Source organism: Halarchaeum acidiphilum MH1-52-1 (assembly GCF_000474235.1).
Classification (GTDB): domain Archaea; phylum Halobacteriota; class Halobacteria; order Halobacteriales; family Halobacteriaceae; genus Halarchaeum; species Halarchaeum acidiphilum.
Map to the genome: position 1 here is coordinate 1 of NZ_BATA01000071.1, position 12,840 is coordinate 12,840.

Consider the following 12,840-nt stretch of genomic DNA (forward strand, 5'->3'; position numbering starts at 1 on the left):
ATCGAGATGCACACCTGCCCCTGATGCACGAAGGTCCCGAACACGCCGCCATCGACGGCGCGATCGAGGTCGGCGTCCGCGGTGACGACGTGGGCGTTGTTGCCCCCGAGTTCCATCGCGGGCACCGCGAGGTTCTCGCCCGCCAGCCCCGCGACGTGCCTGCCGACGCTGGTCGAACCGGTGAAGGCGACGACGTCGCTCTCGGGGTGGGAGGCGACGCGGTCGCCGATGCTCGACCCGCGCCCCGTCACGACGTTCAGCACACCGTCGGGGAGGTCGGCGCCCTCGAAGAGCTTCGCGAAGAGGAGGCCGCCCGTGATCGGTGACTCCGTCGAGGGCTTGAGCACCACGCTGTTCCCCGCCGCGATCGCCGGCGCCACCGCCCGCATCGAGAGGTTCAGCGGGAAGTTCCACGGGCTAATGACCGTTACCACACCCTTCGCCTCCCGCTGCACGAGGTTCTCCTTTCCGGGGACGTTCGAATCGACGTGCTCGCCCTTCATCCGTCGCGGCAGCGTCGCCGCCTCGCCCGCCTGATCGGAGGCGAGCTGGATCGACGTCTCGCCCATGATCTCGGAGCCGCCGATCTCGTGTGCGAGGAGGTCTTTGACCTCGTCCGCGTTATCCTGTAGCGCCTGCAGCGCGCTCCGGGCGGCCTCCTCGCGTCGCGCGGGCGGCGCCTCGGCCCACTCCTCGTGCGCGCGGGCCGCGGCCTCGTAGGCGGCGTCGACGTCCGATTCGGTCGCCGCGGGGACGGTCGCGATCCGCTCGCGCGTCGAGGGGTCCTCGACGTCGATGGTGTCGCCGCTCTCGCTCGCGCGCCACTCGCCGTCGATGTAGAGCGCGTTCCAGTCCGCGTCGATGGAGAACTCGGCCATGTCGTCCACCGCTTCGGGTGCGTCTCGGATAAAGCGGGAGGTGGGAGCGAGGGACACGATGACCAGTATCTTCAAGGGTGAACGCGAAGCGGGCGGCGTGACGGCGACGGTCGAGGCGTTCGAGAGCGCGCTCGCGGCGTTCCCGGGGAGCGAGGCCGAGCGCGCGGCGGTCGCGCGGCTCGCCGCGGATCTCGCGGTGAGCGGCCGCTACGAGGCCGACACGGGTCGCGAACTCACGCCCGCGGAAGTCGTCGAACACCTCGACGACGCGCCCGACGAGCGCGTGGTCTCGCGGTGGAACTGGTGGGTCGGGAGCCTCGACCTCGCCCACGGCGGATACGCCGAGTTCGTCGTCCGCCGCTGGCGGGAGTGACCTCGATACCGCGCACCGACGGGACCAAAGCGCGGCCGGTCCTTCCGGGCGTATGGACATCCGGTTCCTCGGCGGGGTCGACGCCATCGGGCGGAGCGCTCTGCTGGTGAACGGCTCCCTCCTCCTCGACTACGGGCTGGAGGGCGGGACGCCGGTCCGGACGCCGCCCGATGTCGACCCGGACGCGGTCGTCGTCTCGCACGCCCACCTCGATCACGTCGGCGCGGTGCCGAGCCTGCTGAAGGGGGGTCGTCGGCCGCCGATCCACTGGACGCCGCCGACGCGCGAACTCGCGGATCTGCTCGCACGGGACACGCTGAAACTGCAGGCGGGGCGCTACGACCGCCCGTTCACTCGCGCGGAGGTCGGCGCGCTCGGCGAAGCGTCGGAGACCCACGGGTACGGCGAGCCGTTCACGGCGGCGGGTCACGAGGTCACGCTGTTCGACGCCGGACATATCCCGGGGAGCGCGCACGTCCTCGTCGACGACGGGGAGACGCGGCTGCTCTACACGGGCGACTTCCACGTCGCCGACCAGCGACTGCTGACCGGATCGACGGCCCGCCCCGAGGCCGACGTCGTCGTCTGCGAGAGCACGTACGCGGACGTCACGCGCGGTGATCGCCGCGAGACGGAGCGTCGCTTCGCGCGCGAACTCCGGGAGACCGTCCACCGCGGCGGCACCGTCGTCGTCCCCGCGTTCGCGATCGGACGCACGCAGGAGGCGATGCTCGTCTGCGCCGCCCACGATATCGACTGCTACGTCGATGGGATGGGTGTCGCGGTGGCGAAACGGCTCCGACGTACGCCCGGGTTCCTCCGCGACTTCGAGGCGTTTCGCTCGGCGATGGGGAACGCGCGCTTCGTCACGGGAGGCGGGGCCAGAAGAAACGGATCGCGCGGCAGAACACCGTGATCGTCACGACGTCGGGGATGCTCACGGGCGGACCGGCGATGACGTACGTGCCGGAGGTCCGAGCGACCCCGACGAACCTCGTGGCGTTCGTCGGCCATCAGGTGGCGGGAACGCCGGGACACGACCTCCTCGAACGCGGCCGTGCGGAGTTCGACGGGCGCGTTCTCCCGGTCGCGGCGCGCACGGAGTCGTTCGACTTCTCGGCGCACGCCGACGGTGACGGTCTCCGGTCGTTCCTCGCCGACTACCGCGACGCGCGCGTCTTCGCGGTGCACGGTGACGCGACCGCTCGGTTCGCCGCCGACCTCCGCGCGGACGGGTTTAACGCCGCGGCGCCGGCGGCGGGCGAGTCGCGTACCGTCTGACGTCCGTCCGGATCGACGGACTGTGGCGTGCCAACGAGACACCACCGAAACGGGTAACCGGATATTATTGCCGGTAACGGGCGCGCGCCGTCCCGGATTCGTGCACGAGTCGGGGGAGTCCGGCGATATGGCCGGCTGTATCGATCGGTACCGCCGTATCCGGGCGATGTATCGTCGTCCCCGATAGGAGCGAGAACGGCCACTAACCGGGAGCAAAGGCGGGTAGTGCGCCCGAGGGGGTGCTTATCCCCGTGGACGCCGTATCGTGGATCACATGGCAGAGACTGAAACTGACGCCGGCCGCGACGGGGACGACCATCTCGACGACGTCGAGCCGGGGGCGGGGTGCACCGAGATTTGGGAGCACCTCAGCGAGCGCCGCGCCGAGGAATAGACCTTTATATCGTTCGCGTTCTATCGAATAGTATGAGTGACGGGTCAGAGATCCCGCCGACAGACCGTGAGTCGCCGGTCGGGCGACCCGTCATCCGCGGCGACGAACGCGTCGCCGGTGAGCGCGCACAGGAGGCCGTCGAGTTCGATCCCGACGATCCGGAGAGCGTGGCGGAGGCCGCCGAAACCGTCATATCGTTCGCGCACGGCGAACTCGGTGACGACCGCTTCTACATGCTCCGCGGCGCGGCCGCGTGTGCCGCGCTCGTGCGCGCCGAAGGCTCCTATAAGGCCGCCGCCGAACGCGCGGGCGACGGAGTCACCGTCTCGTTCATCCGAAAGTGGGCGCGCGTCCACGACCTCCCGCGACCCGTCCGTCGGCACGTCGCCGTCGGTCACATCGCCCCGACCGCCGCCAAGCACATCGCGCGCGTCGGCGGGGAGGCGCGCTATCAGCTCGCGTTCGCCGCCATCGACAACGACCTGACCGTCCGCGAGGTGCGCGCCATCGCGAGCGAGGTGAACGACGGGCGCCCCATCGAGGAGGCGCTGCGCGAGCGCGGCGTCACACCCGGCGAACTCACCGTCTCGCTCCCGCTCGACACCTACCGCGAGCTGCGGCGCCACGCCGCCGTCGAGGACGTCGCACCGGGTAGCGTCGTGACCGACGCGCTCGAACGGTATCTCGATTAGTGCGCGATGGTAAACGTTTAACGCCGCGGCCCCCACGTACCTCACGAGGGCCGATAGCTCAGTCCGGCAGAGCGTCTGGCTTTTAACCAGACGGTCGCGTGTTCAAATCGCGCTCGGCCCGCTTTCAGCTGTCGAGGAGCGGTGCGACCGCGAGATTTGAAGACATGACGGCGCGAGCAGGGCGAGCGACGTCCGAGTGTTCAAATCGCGCTCGGCCCGCTTTCGCGACTCGTCGAGCGATGCGACGGCGCGTTCCGGTAGCGTTAGGGGCGACGATGCCGAAGGCTCGCGTATGGCAGGCACTCTCGCCGGCTACGAACCGTTCGACGCGCTGGGCACCGTTCTCGGCGTCTACCTCGCGCTCGCCGCGATCGCGACGCTCGTCGGGACGCCGTGGCAGTACACCGGCGGCGCCGTCGTGATGATCGTGCAGGTCGTCGGCTCCGTGCTCACGCTCCTCGTCGGCGCCGCGCTCCTCGCGCTCGTCTACCGCGCGGAGTAGATGGGCGTCACCGTCACCGTTTACAGACGCGACAGCTGTCTCCTCTGTCTCGAGGCGGAGCGGACCATCGAACGCGTCGCCGAGGACGTCGAGGCGACGATCGACGTGGTGACGCGCGACGTCGAGACCGATCCCGAACTCGAAGCGGAGTACGGCGAGCGCGTCCCGTACGTGCGCGTCGAGGACGGCACGACCTTCGAGCATCGCGTCGACGAAGAACAGTTCCGCGCGGCCGTCGAGAACGCCGCCTAGTTTTCGTCCGTCGGTTCGAGGAACACCGTGGCGACGCCGAGCACGACGCCGAGCACGCCGCAGGCGATTTTCGGCGGGCCGTGGAGTGCGCCCGGGACGAGCGCCGCCGTCAACAGGAAGAGACCGAGGAGTTTCGTGACGCGATCGAGAAACCGGTAGCGACGCGGGGACAGGCTGGAAAGCGGGGACATCGTGAGAGGTGTGAGGAGAGCGCCTATCAGTCGTCTGAGACCGCCGCTGCGGTGTCGCTGTCGTCGCTCGGCATCGCGTTCGACGACTCACGGCGTTCGACGCCGCGCTTTAGCACGTAGTAGGTGATGAGCGCCCAGACGATCGGGACGATGATCGTCAAGTAGAGCAGGTAGTGCGTCGCGGTCGCGGTGGCGACGTTCGGCCCGAGGAGGTTCGCGACCGTCGCGTTCATGCCGTCGATGGAGAGCATGAACACGAAGGTGACGGCGCCGACGCCGACGGCCGTCTGCGGCGGCCGCTCGATCGGATCGGCGGTGAAGTGGACCGCGTCCTTCTTGTAGTCGATGAACGGCCAGAGCGCGAGGACCGTCGCGACGACGCCCGGAACGAGGACGCCGCCGACGAACTCCGCGCGCGGAACGAAGTCCGGAATGATCTTCAGGACGCCGAAGACCCACATGAAGTACCAGTCGGGCGCGACGCCGCTCGGCGTGCTGAACGGATCGTTCGGGCCCCAGAGCGGGAGACGCTGCACGGGGAAGAGACCGGCGAGGAACGCGAGCGCGCCGAGGACGGAGAAGAACACGATGAGCGTCACGGCGAGCTGATTCGGGACGAGGGGAACGCCGGTGACGACGGATTCGTCGTCGCCCGCGACGTCCGCCTCCGCGTCACGCGAGCTCTTCTGCTCGGTGTGCTTCTGCCGGATGAGCAGGAGCATGTGGACGGCGATGAGACCCCCGAGGATGAGCGGAATGAGGAAGACGTGATAGAAGAACATCCGCGGGAGGATGGCCGACGCGTTGTCGGACCAGACCCCGCCGAAGACGAGTTTCTTCACGGTCTCGCCGATGACGGGGATGCCGCCGGCGAGTTCGAATCCGATGCCGGTCGCGGTCGACCCGTACTCGTCGAACGGGAGCGCGTATCCCATGAACCCCTCGACGAGACCGAGGAAGAGCAGGGTCGCGCCCACGATCCAGTTGAGTTCTCGCGGGTTGCGGTAGGCGCCGCTGAAGAAGACGCGGAGCATGTGCAGGCCCATCGCGGCGATGAAGAGGTACGCGCCCCAGTGGTGGACCATTCGGATGAACATCCCCATCGGGATGTCGTACGTGATGCGGAGGACGGACGCGAACGCGACCGGCACCTCCTTGCCGGCGTATTCGGCGGCGATGCCGCCGTACGTGATGCTCTCCGCGCCCGGCCGGTAGAGCAGGCCGAGGAACGTCCCCGTGAGGACGAGGGTGATGAAACTGAACAGCGTCACCTCCCCGAGGAGGAAGGAGGCGTATCGGTCCTCCGGGAATGCCTTCCCGAGGAACTCGTCGTTCAGGTCGAGCCGATCGTCGAGCCAGCGGTAGACGCGGCTCCCCTCGTACTTCTGTGCGTCCGCGGCGTCGTCGGTGTCGGTTGTCGTAGCCATCTTCTCTACTGTGGCCCGATCGGTCCCTCGAAGGGACCGGTCGCGATGATGAGCTGGTTGTCGTCCTCCGTGACCCCGATCGGGAGCTGCGGGAGCGCGCGCGGTGCCGGTCCCCCGACGACCTTACACCCCTCGAGTGGGTTGTAGGTGCTCTGGTGACAGGGGCAGTGGAAGTACTCGTTGTCCGGCCCGGCGCGCTGCGAGACGATGCATCCCGCGTGCGTGCAGACGCCGGAGTACGCGACGTACCCGTCGACTGTTCCGTCCGTGTTCGTCGGACTCTTGAAGTCGCTCTCGCTGAAGCGGGCGAGTAGCGTAGTCGCCGTCTTCACCTGTAGGGCGCCACCGCCCTTCTTCTCGGGGAAGACCGTCTTCTCGTTGCCGCTCCCCTTCGGGATGTCGCCGACCTTGATGCCGTTGCCTTCCTTGTCGACGAGTTTCGTGCCCTGCGCGTAGAGGGTCTTGTAGTTGTAGTCGGGACCGCCGGAGAGGGCGGCGTCGTTGAGTCCCTTCAGGCCGCTGACCGCGAAGGTCCCGACCGCGGCGGCGCCGCCGAGCGCGGCGAAGAACTTCGCCGCGTTCCGCCGCGTCGTCTGGAGTTCGTCCTCCTCGTAGGCGGGCTGTGCCTCCGTGTCGACGTCGGTATCGTCGTTCGTTGACATGAGTTAGTGATCGCGTGCCTCCGCGACCTCGATGGTCGGCATGAAGTGCGTGTAGTACATCAGGACGGTCTCGGCGAGGGAGAACGCGAGGATCCCGCCGTAGAATCCGAGGAACTGATTTCGGGCGAGCCCGAGCGCCTCGCCGGCGAACAGCGCGGCGAAGACGACGCTCAGGAACGTGAAGAGCGCAGTGAGCCAGACGCCGCGCAGACTCGCACCGGCGGGGTAGTAGGCGACGACCCGGCGGTGGGCGTTCTCGACGAAGCTCGGAACGTAGGGGAGCGCGTCTCCCTCCTCGGGGACGATGGCTTCCGTCCGTCGACCCACGTTGTGCGCGTAGCGCACCTGCAAGAAGAGCGCACCGACGAGGCCGAACAGCGCCAGCCAAGAGACGACGCCGGCGGTGTAGACCGAGATCTCCGTCGGCGTCGTCATGAACGTGCCGGTCGGTGCGACGGAGACGTTCTGACCCGTTTGTATCGCGATCTGCTCGAAGCTGTTCCCTCCGCTCGCTATCGCGATGAACCACAGCGGCACGAGTACGATGACGAGGAGTCCCAGTACGATGGCCGTTTCGCGTCTCATTGTTAATCCTTGAAGTCCCGGCGCGCCAGCGGCGCTCGGTACTCGTCGCTGTCCGGACGTTACCCCGTTACGTACATCGTTGTTTCGATTGCGCGGGCAGTCAGCCGAGACTAAATACGAGCGGGCTATCGAAACACACTCAATCCGGGGTTGAGTACAGTCACGCACGGACGGCGTTGTCATGAAACGGAGGCAGTTCATCACCAAGGCAGGTGGCGCGGGGCTCGCCGCGAGCGGCGTCGTGGGCTCGGCGGCCGCACAGGAGAGTAGCGGGAGCGACCCCCGACAGGGATCCGGCACGAAGAGCGACCCGTACGTCGTCGGAATGTACACCGACGGGTCGAGTTTCTACTTCAGCCCGGTCGGTCTCTACGTCGAGAAGGGCGACTACGTGAAGTGGGTCATCGAGAGTGGCGGACACTCCACGACGTCCTACTCGAAGGGCAATCAGGAGGCGAGCACGCAGGCGATCCCCGACGGCGCGAAGTCGTGGAACTCCGGCGTGCTCAAGGAGAAGGGCGCGTCGTTCACGTACCAGTTCACCGTCGAGGGCACGTACGACTACTACTGCATCCCGCACAAGACGCTCGGGATGGTCGGGCGCGTCGTCTGCGGGAGTCCCGGCGGTCCCGCCGAGGGCAGTGATCCGCCGGACGCGGTCGGTAGCGGCGTCATGCCCGGCTCCGATACGATCGTGAAGGAGAAGGCGCTCGGCTATCCCTACTTCCCGTCGACCGGCGGCGGCCCGCTCCCGACCCTCGCGCTCGGGGGCGCGGCGCTCTTCGGGATCGGAAACGTCTACCTCCTCAGCCAGTCCGATCGCTTCTCCGGGCGCTACGAGGAGGACGTCACCGACGACACCGAGATCTAGGTCAACGCCGTCGCGGCGACTCGAGCTCGATGTCCGCCGCTTCGAGCCGCTCTTCGACCTCCGAACGCTTCTCCTGATGCTCCGCGAGGAACTCGCGCATCAGCGTCGCCGCCTGCTCCTTGCAGTCGCCGCAGAGGCGCTCTCCCCCGCGACACTCCTCGTAGACGCGCTCCGCGAACTCGTCGTCGTCCGCCGCGAGGAGGTACGCGTACAGCTCGTACACGGGGCAGTCGTCGGGTTCGCCGCCGAGTTCGCGCTGCTCCTCGGCACTCGTCCGGCCGCCCGTCGTCGCGGCCTTCACCTTGTCGTACCCTTCCTCGGGGTCGTCGAGGAGGCTGATGTGGCTCGCCGGAATGCTCGAACTCATCTTCCCGCCCGTCAGGCCGGTCATGAAGCGGTGGTAGATCGAGGACGGCGGGACGAAGCCGTACCCCCCGTGATCGACCTCGACCTCGCGCGCGAGGGCCTCCGCGGCGCCGCGCCCCATGTCGAAGCTGTCGATGTGCGACTCGAAGACCCGCTTCTCGCCGTCGACGGCGTCGATGAGCGCCTCGAAGGCCTCCTCCGTGGCGTTCCGATCGAGGAACCGCACGCGCGGACGGAGCGGCTCCTTCCCCGCGGCCTCGAGTTTCTCGATGACGCTCGCGCGGGCGTCGACGTCGGCTTCGCGGTCCGCGCCGGCGAGCCAGTCGGCCGCGTCGACGCAGCGGACCGTCTCGTCCGCGTCGGGAGCGCGGAGCGCGTCGTAGGCGCGCGCGAGGAGCGCGCGTTCGTCGTCGCCGTCGACCTCGAAGGACGCGTACGCCTCCGTGACGCCGAAGTACCGCGTCCGGGCGGCGAGATCGCGCGCGAAGCGGACGTGCGGGTCCTGATCGGGACCGACCGGGATGACCGTGGGCTTCGGCTCGTCCAACTGGGGCGAGAGGATGTCCGCCATCTGGGTGACGACGGACTGCATGTGCGAGACGTCGGTCTCGCCGTCGAAGCCGTAGATGGACTGGAACTCGGAGAAGTTGGCTTCGATGCCGAGTTCGAAGCCGAGATCCTGCACGTCGCGGTTCTCCGATTGGCGATAGAGGGTGCCCGCCTCGGGATCGAAGCCGAGCGCGAGCAGGCTGAGCAGGTAATCCTTCGCGTGCTCGTCGATCTCCGCCCACGAGAGGTCGCGCGCCGCGTGCGCTTCGAGGTCGGCGATGAGCGCCGTCGCGTCCCCGCCCTGCCGCTGGTGCCAGATGATCTCGTCGAACACCATCTTGTGGCCGATGTGGGGATCGCCCGTCGGCATGAACCCCGAGAGCGCCGCGAACGGCTCGTCGTCGCGCATCGCCGCCAGCACGCGCCGATAGTCGCGGTGGCCGAAGATGATCGCGCGGCGCATCAGGTAGTGGGGATTCGGGATTTCGCCGAGGACGTCCTCGAAGGACTCGATGCCGAACTCGTCGAAGAGCTTGCGGTAGTCGGAGACCGTCGACGATCCCCACGGGTCGAGCGCGAGGTCGTCGGCGCCGTCCGTCGTCTCCGTCCCGCCGTCCGTCGCGGTCGTATCGGTATCGTCTACAGTCATGGATCAGGGCGTGAGGCGGCTCGCGGCGAGCCAAGTGATCTCGTCTCTGTGTGCCAGCGCAAAAACCATTCTCTTCCGCACGCCGTGCGCGAGCCGGACGTCGAGCGCGAGATCGCGCGGGTCGAAGACGTGGCCGGGTTCGAGACAGCGCACGAGCCACTCCGAGTGGCCGAGATCGTCGACGTCCTCGACGTCAGCGTACGTCCGGAAGTCCGCGCCGAACTTGAACCCCGTCTTGGGGACGAGCCCGCGATCGCGGAGTTCGCGGTAGGTGCGCAGCCGTCGATCGAAGCGCCTGCGCTCGACCGCGCGCCCGCGCTCGACGAGTGCGTCCACGTCGCCGTCGCGCTCCGGGAGGACGAGATCGCCCTCCGCGCCGAGATACGCGGCCTCGACGAGCGAGAGCTGCACCGCACCGACGTCGGAGGCGCGACTGGAGAACTCCTGCCCGTAGAAGGCCGAGCGGTGGAGCGCCAGCGGCGGCTCCCAGACGACGACGCGGTCGTCGAGGAGGACGCCCTCGGCCGGCTCGTCGAGTTCGTACTCCGTGTCGCCGTCCGGATCGACGCGCTCGGTTTCGAGGTAGGTGAGTTCGGACTCCTCGTCGACGACGGCGAGCACGGTGCCGCCGAGGTCGGCCGCGGGGACGTCCGTGCGCTCGCCGACCACGCGGACGCGATAGGCGATCTCGTCGTCTCGCGGTCCCTTCCCGCGCGGATAGACGACGAAGTCCGCGTCGCCCGGCTCGTCCACCCAGTCCTCGCGCGCGGGCGAGAGGTAGAAACCGCGATCGCGGAGGTCCATATAGACGAGAAAGCGGGTGCTGAAACCGCTGTCGCCCGCCGCGAGGAACTCGCGAAAGCCCATCTCGTCCACGGCGTCGAGTTCGCCACGAAAGAGGAGGTGCGCCGCCTCGACGCGCGAGAGGGCGATCTCGTTCCCATCACGGGGCACCCCGTACCCGCTGGCGTCGTGGAACCGCTGTCGGGCGTCGCCGCCGACGACGACGCGGTCCCCCCGGAGTTGACCGTTCATACCGTCATCCTGCGACGCCGGCGACTAAAGGGCCTACGGTGCGGTCCTCGCGTCTCGCCATCGCCGCTCGCGCTCGGACGTCCCGCGTCTCCCGTCGGTCGCCGCGTTACCTCGCGTCTCGCTTTGGCCGCTCGCCGCGTTACGGCGCGCGCGCCGGGCACGCCGTCGCGAGACAGCGCGTCCCGTTCGCCGTCTCGAAGCGCGGCCCGCCACAGTCGCACTCGCCGGCGACCGTCCCCGCCGGGACGGCGTACGCGTTCTCGCAGTCCTCGCAGGCCGCCCGAAGGGCGTTCCGACGCTCGATGCGCAGCGTCCCGCCGCAGGCCGGGCAGTCCCACGCGCCGTCGAAGCGCTCGCGGACGCGTTCGTCGATGGATTCACAGTGTCGATCGAGGCAGGGGTCGAAGACCGCACCGCGTTCGACGCGGATCCGTGGGAGACCGCAGTCGTCGCAGACGTCGTCGAGTACCGTCGCGTCGCGCGGCAGCGGGTAGCGCGCTCGACACCCCACGCAGACGACCTCGCCGCGCGCACGCACGAGCGGGCCGCCACAATCCGGGCAGTCGCCGATTTCGGGTCCCGCGGGCGTCACGGGCGCGAAGGTGTCGAGCGTCGCCTCGTGGCTGTGCACGGCGAGGCGTTCGGTGCCGGAGCCGGCGACGAGACGGACGCCGTCGGCGTCGCTCGCGTAGCGCACCACGTCCGCGCGCGTCAGCCACGACGCGGGCTGATAGCCGTCCGCGTCGTGGACGAGCACGGTGTTGTCGGGCTTGACGAGCACGACGACCTCGCCGCGCTTCTCGTCCCGATCCGCGTCCTCGTAGGTGATGGTACAGTCGCCGGCCAGCACGCGGGTCGCGTCCTGCATCGGGGCGAGGTGGTGCCCTCCCGCTACAAGAACCCTCAGACGATCTCGACGGTCCGCTCCTCGTGGACGGTGTCGAGGACGGACTCGGGGAAGACGACTTCGACGGCGTAGACGAGCGCGTCGTCGTCCGCGCCGAAGACGCCGACGGGGAGCGTCGTCGCGTCGTCGAGGTACGTCGTCGTGCTCGTCATCTCGACGGTCTCGCCGGTCCCTCCATCGCGCGTCGCGGTGACGCGACAGACGACGCGCGCGGCCCCGCCGTCGTTGTGGACGGTGACCTCCTGCATGCTGTTCTCGCCGCGCGCGACCGAGTCGGGGAAGTCGCCCCAGTCGATCGAGACGTCGGGGAGCGCGGCGGCCTGCTCGATCACGGCGTCCGCGACGCCGCCCGACAGCCCGGCGTCCACGAGACCGTCACGGCCCGCGTCGCGCACGTCGGGGACGCTCGTGAGGCCCTCGTCGACGAGGCGGTGGGCGCGGCCCGATCCGACGCCGTCGAGCGCGGTGAGTTCGACGGCCTCCGCGGGGACGCCGGTGTCGATCCGGGCTTCGAGGCGGTGCGCGAGGTTCGCGCCGTCCGGCTTCTCGAACCGTTCGAGGAACTCGGCGAGCGCGGCGAGCAGGCGGAGGGCGTTCTGCCGGATGATCCACGCGTCCGAGCGGAGTTCGGGCGGCGTCGACCCCCGCATCGCGCCGTAGAGGACGCCGAGCACTTTCCGCGGGCCGGCGTCGAGGTCGTCGCCGCGCTCGCCGAGGACGGACGCGACCGCCTCGCGCTCGTCGCGCCGTGCGCTCACGCTCTCGAACTCCGAGGAACGCGCGACGGCGCGGAGGACGCCCGCCTCGTCGACGTCGCCCTCGGCGAGGTCGCGGAAGCCGACCGCGGTGTCCATGTCGAGGTAGTAGGTGGAGGTGAGCACCCCCAACTGCGTCGCGGTGAGTCCGAGGTCGTCGCTCGCGCGGACGAACCCCTCGTCCACGAGGTCGTCGAGGACGCCGCGCACGCGCTCGCGGACGTTCGCGAAGTCGTAGGCGTCGGGCGCGGACTGCGCGCGCCGGTAGTAGAACGTCGTCTCCAGCCACGCCATCACGTCGTCGAGGTCGTCGACCGTCCCCATCGCGATCTCGGCGTTCAGGTGCTCGGGGAGGTCGGCGGCGAGCGCGGACTCGATCTCCTTGCCCTCGCGGAGCAGTGTCCGGTACTTGTCCGCCTCCGCGTTGTCGCAGACGATCCAGCCGTAGCCGACGTCGTCGTAGCCCGGTCG

General features: G+C 69.0%; 13 protein-coding genes, 1 tRNA gene and 2 pseudogenes. 7 read left to right on the forward strand and 9 right to left on the reverse strand.

The window, feature by feature from the left end; genetic code table 11:
• Nucleotides 1-878 (reverse strand): aldehyde dehydrogenase family protein (locus tag AOZ13_RS11220; RefSeq protein WP_148294591.1); only part of this gene is annotated, 878 nt, incomplete at its 3' end.
• Nucleotides 879-936: 58 nt separating this feature from the next.
• Here AOZ13_RS11220 and AOZ13_RS11225 point away from each other — a divergent pair.
• The 6 genes and pseudogenes from AOZ13_RS11225 (at nt 937) to AOZ13_RS11250 (ending at nt 4,372) form a co-directional block, all read left to right on the forward strand.
• Nucleotides 937-1,251 carry a hypothetical protein gene (locus tag AOZ13_RS11225; protein ID WP_021780623.1) on the forward strand — a complete coding sequence of 105 codons (315 nt, stop codon included), beginning with the start codon at nt 937-939 and terminating at the stop codon, nt 1,249-1,251.
• 52 nt (nt 1,252-1,303) lie between these two features.
• Nucleotides 1,304-2,532, forward strand: a pseudogene (locus AOZ13_RS11230) (MBL fold metallo-hydrolase).
• A 426-nt stretch (nt 2,533-2,958) separates the two neighbouring features.
• Nucleotides 2,959-3,618 (forward strand): DUF7119 family protein, encoded by a 660-nt coding sequence (locus AOZ13_RS11235; RefSeq protein ID WP_020221318.1) that lies wholly within the window; start codon nt 2,959-2,961, stop codon nt 3,616-3,618.
• A gap of 47 nt (nt 3,619-3,665) precedes the next feature.
• Nucleotides 3,666-3,739, forward strand: a tRNA-Lys gene (locus AOZ13_RS11240).
• Nucleotides 3,740-3,910: 171 nt separating this feature from the next.
• Nucleotides 3,911-4,120: a hypothetical protein gene (locus AOZ13_RS11245; protein ID WP_020221317.1), complete on the forward strand. Its 210-nt coding sequence runs from the start codon at nt 3,911-3,913 to the stop codon at nt 4,118-4,120.
• Nucleotides 4,121-4,372 (forward strand): glutaredoxin family protein, encoded by a 252-nt coding sequence (locus tag AOZ13_RS11250; RefSeq protein WP_020221316.1) that lies wholly within the window; start codon nt 4,121-4,123, stop codon nt 4,370-4,372.
• Here AOZ13_RS11250 and AOZ13_RS11255 read toward each other — a convergent pair.
• Genes AOZ13_RS11255 through AOZ13_RS11270 form a run of 4 tightly spaced genes read right to left on the reverse strand, consistent with a single transcriptional unit; the run spans nt 4,369 to nt 7,237 of the window.
• The gene (locus tag AOZ13_RS11255; RefSeq protein WP_020221315.1) at nt 4,369-4,563 is read right to left on the reverse strand and encodes a hypothetical protein; all 195 of its coding nucleotides are present in this window, start codon (nt 4,561-4,563) and stop codon (nt 4,369-4,371) included. The genes AOZ13_RS11250 and AOZ13_RS11255 overlap by 4 nt on opposite strands.
• 26 nt (nt 4,564-4,589) lie before the next feature.
• Nucleotides 4,590-5,990: a cytochrome b gene (locus AOZ13_RS11260; protein WP_020221314.1), complete on the reverse strand. Its 1,401-nt coding sequence runs from the start codon at nt 5,988-5,990 to the stop codon at nt 4,590-4,592.
• A 5-nt stretch (nt 5,991-5,995) separates the two neighbouring features.
• Nucleotides 5,996-6,652, reverse strand: coding sequence for a QcrA and Rieske domain-containing protein (locus tag AOZ13_RS11265; RefSeq protein ID WP_020221313.1), 657 nt, complete (start codon nt 6,650-6,652; stop codon nt 5,996-5,998).
• A 3-nt stretch (nt 6,653-6,655) separates the two neighbouring features.
• Nucleotides 6,656-7,237 carry a hypothetical protein gene (locus AOZ13_RS11270; RefSeq protein ID WP_020221312.1) on the reverse strand — a complete coding sequence of 194 codons (582 nt, stop codon included), beginning with the start codon at nt 7,235-7,237 and terminating at the stop codon, nt 6,656-6,658.
• A 181-nt stretch (nt 7,238-7,418) separates the two neighbouring features.
• Here AOZ13_RS11270 and AOZ13_RS11275 point away from each other — a divergent pair, with 181 nt between their 5' ends.
• Complete coding sequence (locus AOZ13_RS11275; protein ID WP_020221311.1) at nt 7,419-8,108, forward strand: plastocyanin/azurin family copper-binding protein; 690 nt, start codon at nt 7,419-7,421, stop codon at nt 8,106-8,108.
• A 1-nt stretch (nt 8,109) separates the two neighbouring features.
• On the opposite strand, the gene AOZ13_RS11280 is transcribed toward AOZ13_RS11275, so the two are convergent.
• The 4 genes and pseudogenes from AOZ13_RS11280 to AOZ13_RS11295 all read right to left on the reverse strand — a co-directional run.
• Nucleotides 8,110-9,672 carry a tryptophan--tRNA ligase gene (locus tag AOZ13_RS11280; protein ID WP_020221310.1) on the reverse strand — a complete coding sequence of 521 codons (1,563 nt, stop codon included), beginning with the start codon at nt 9,670-9,672 and terminating at the stop codon, nt 8,110-8,112.
• Nucleotides 9,673-9,675: 3 nt separating this feature from the next.
• Nucleotides 9,676-10,707 (reverse strand): tRNA-intron lyase, encoded by a 1,032-nt coding sequence (gene endA / locus AOZ13_RS11285; RefSeq protein WP_020221309.1) that lies wholly within the window; start codon nt 10,705-10,707, stop codon nt 9,676-9,678.
• 139 nt (nt 10,708-10,846) lie between these two features.
• Nucleotides 10,847-11,575, reverse strand: a complete 729-nt coding sequence (locus AOZ13_RS11290; protein WP_020221308.1) for an endonuclease NucS domain-containing protein — start codon at nt 11,573-11,575, stop codon at nt 10,847-10,849.
• A gap of 35 nt (nt 11,576-11,610) precedes the next feature.
• Nucleotides 11,611-12,840: pseudogene (locus tag AOZ13_RS11295) on the reverse strand (DEAD/DEAH box helicase); the annotation flags it as partial.

Excerpts from the sequence above, each read along its gene's own strand:
- AOZ13_RS11225 (WP_021780623.1), top strand. The coding sequence starts at position 937 with ATGACCAGTATCTTCAAGGGTGAACGCGAAGCGGGCGGCGTGACGGCG.
- AOZ13_RS11235 (WP_020221318.1), top strand. The coding sequence starts at position 2,959 with ATGAGTGACGGGTCAGAGATCCCGCCGACAGACCGTGAGTCGCCGGTC.
- AOZ13_RS11245 (WP_020221317.1), top strand. The coding sequence starts at position 3,911 with ATGGCAGGCACTCTCGCCGGCTACGAACCGTTCGACGCGCTGGGCACC.
- AOZ13_RS11250 (WP_020221316.1), top strand. The coding sequence starts at position 4,121 with ATGGGCGTCACCGTCACCGTTTACAGACGCGACAGCTGTCTCCTCTGT.
- AOZ13_RS11255 (WP_020221315.1), bottom strand. The coding sequence starts at position 4,563 with ATGTCCCCGCTTTCCAGCCTGTCCCCGCGTCGCTACCGGTTTCTCGAT.
- AOZ13_RS11260 (WP_020221314.1), bottom strand. The coding sequence starts at position 5,990 with ATGGCTACGACAACCGACACCGACGACGCCGCGGACGCACAGAAGTAC.
- AOZ13_RS11265 (WP_020221313.1), bottom strand. The coding sequence starts at position 6,652 with ATGTCAACGAACGACGATACCGACGTCGACACGGAGGCACAGCCCGCC.
- AOZ13_RS11270 (WP_020221312.1), bottom strand. The coding sequence starts at position 7,237 with ATGAGACGCGAAACGGCCATCGTACTGGGACTCCTCGTCATCGTACTC.
- AOZ13_RS11275 (WP_020221311.1), top strand. The coding sequence starts at position 7,419 with ATGAAACGGAGGCAGTTCATCACCAAGGCAGGTGGCGCGGGGCTCGCC.
- AOZ13_RS11280 (WP_020221310.1), bottom strand. The coding sequence starts at position 9,672 with ATGACTGTAGACGATACCGATACGACCGCGACGGACGGCGGGACGGAG.
- endA (WP_020221309.1), bottom strand. The coding sequence starts at position 10,707 with ATGAACGGTCAACTCCGGGGGGACCGCGTCGTCGTCGGCGGCGACGCC.
- AOZ13_RS11290 (WP_020221308.1), bottom strand. The coding sequence starts at position 11,575 with ATGCAGGACGCGACCCGCGTGCTGGCCGGCGACTGTACCATCACCTAC.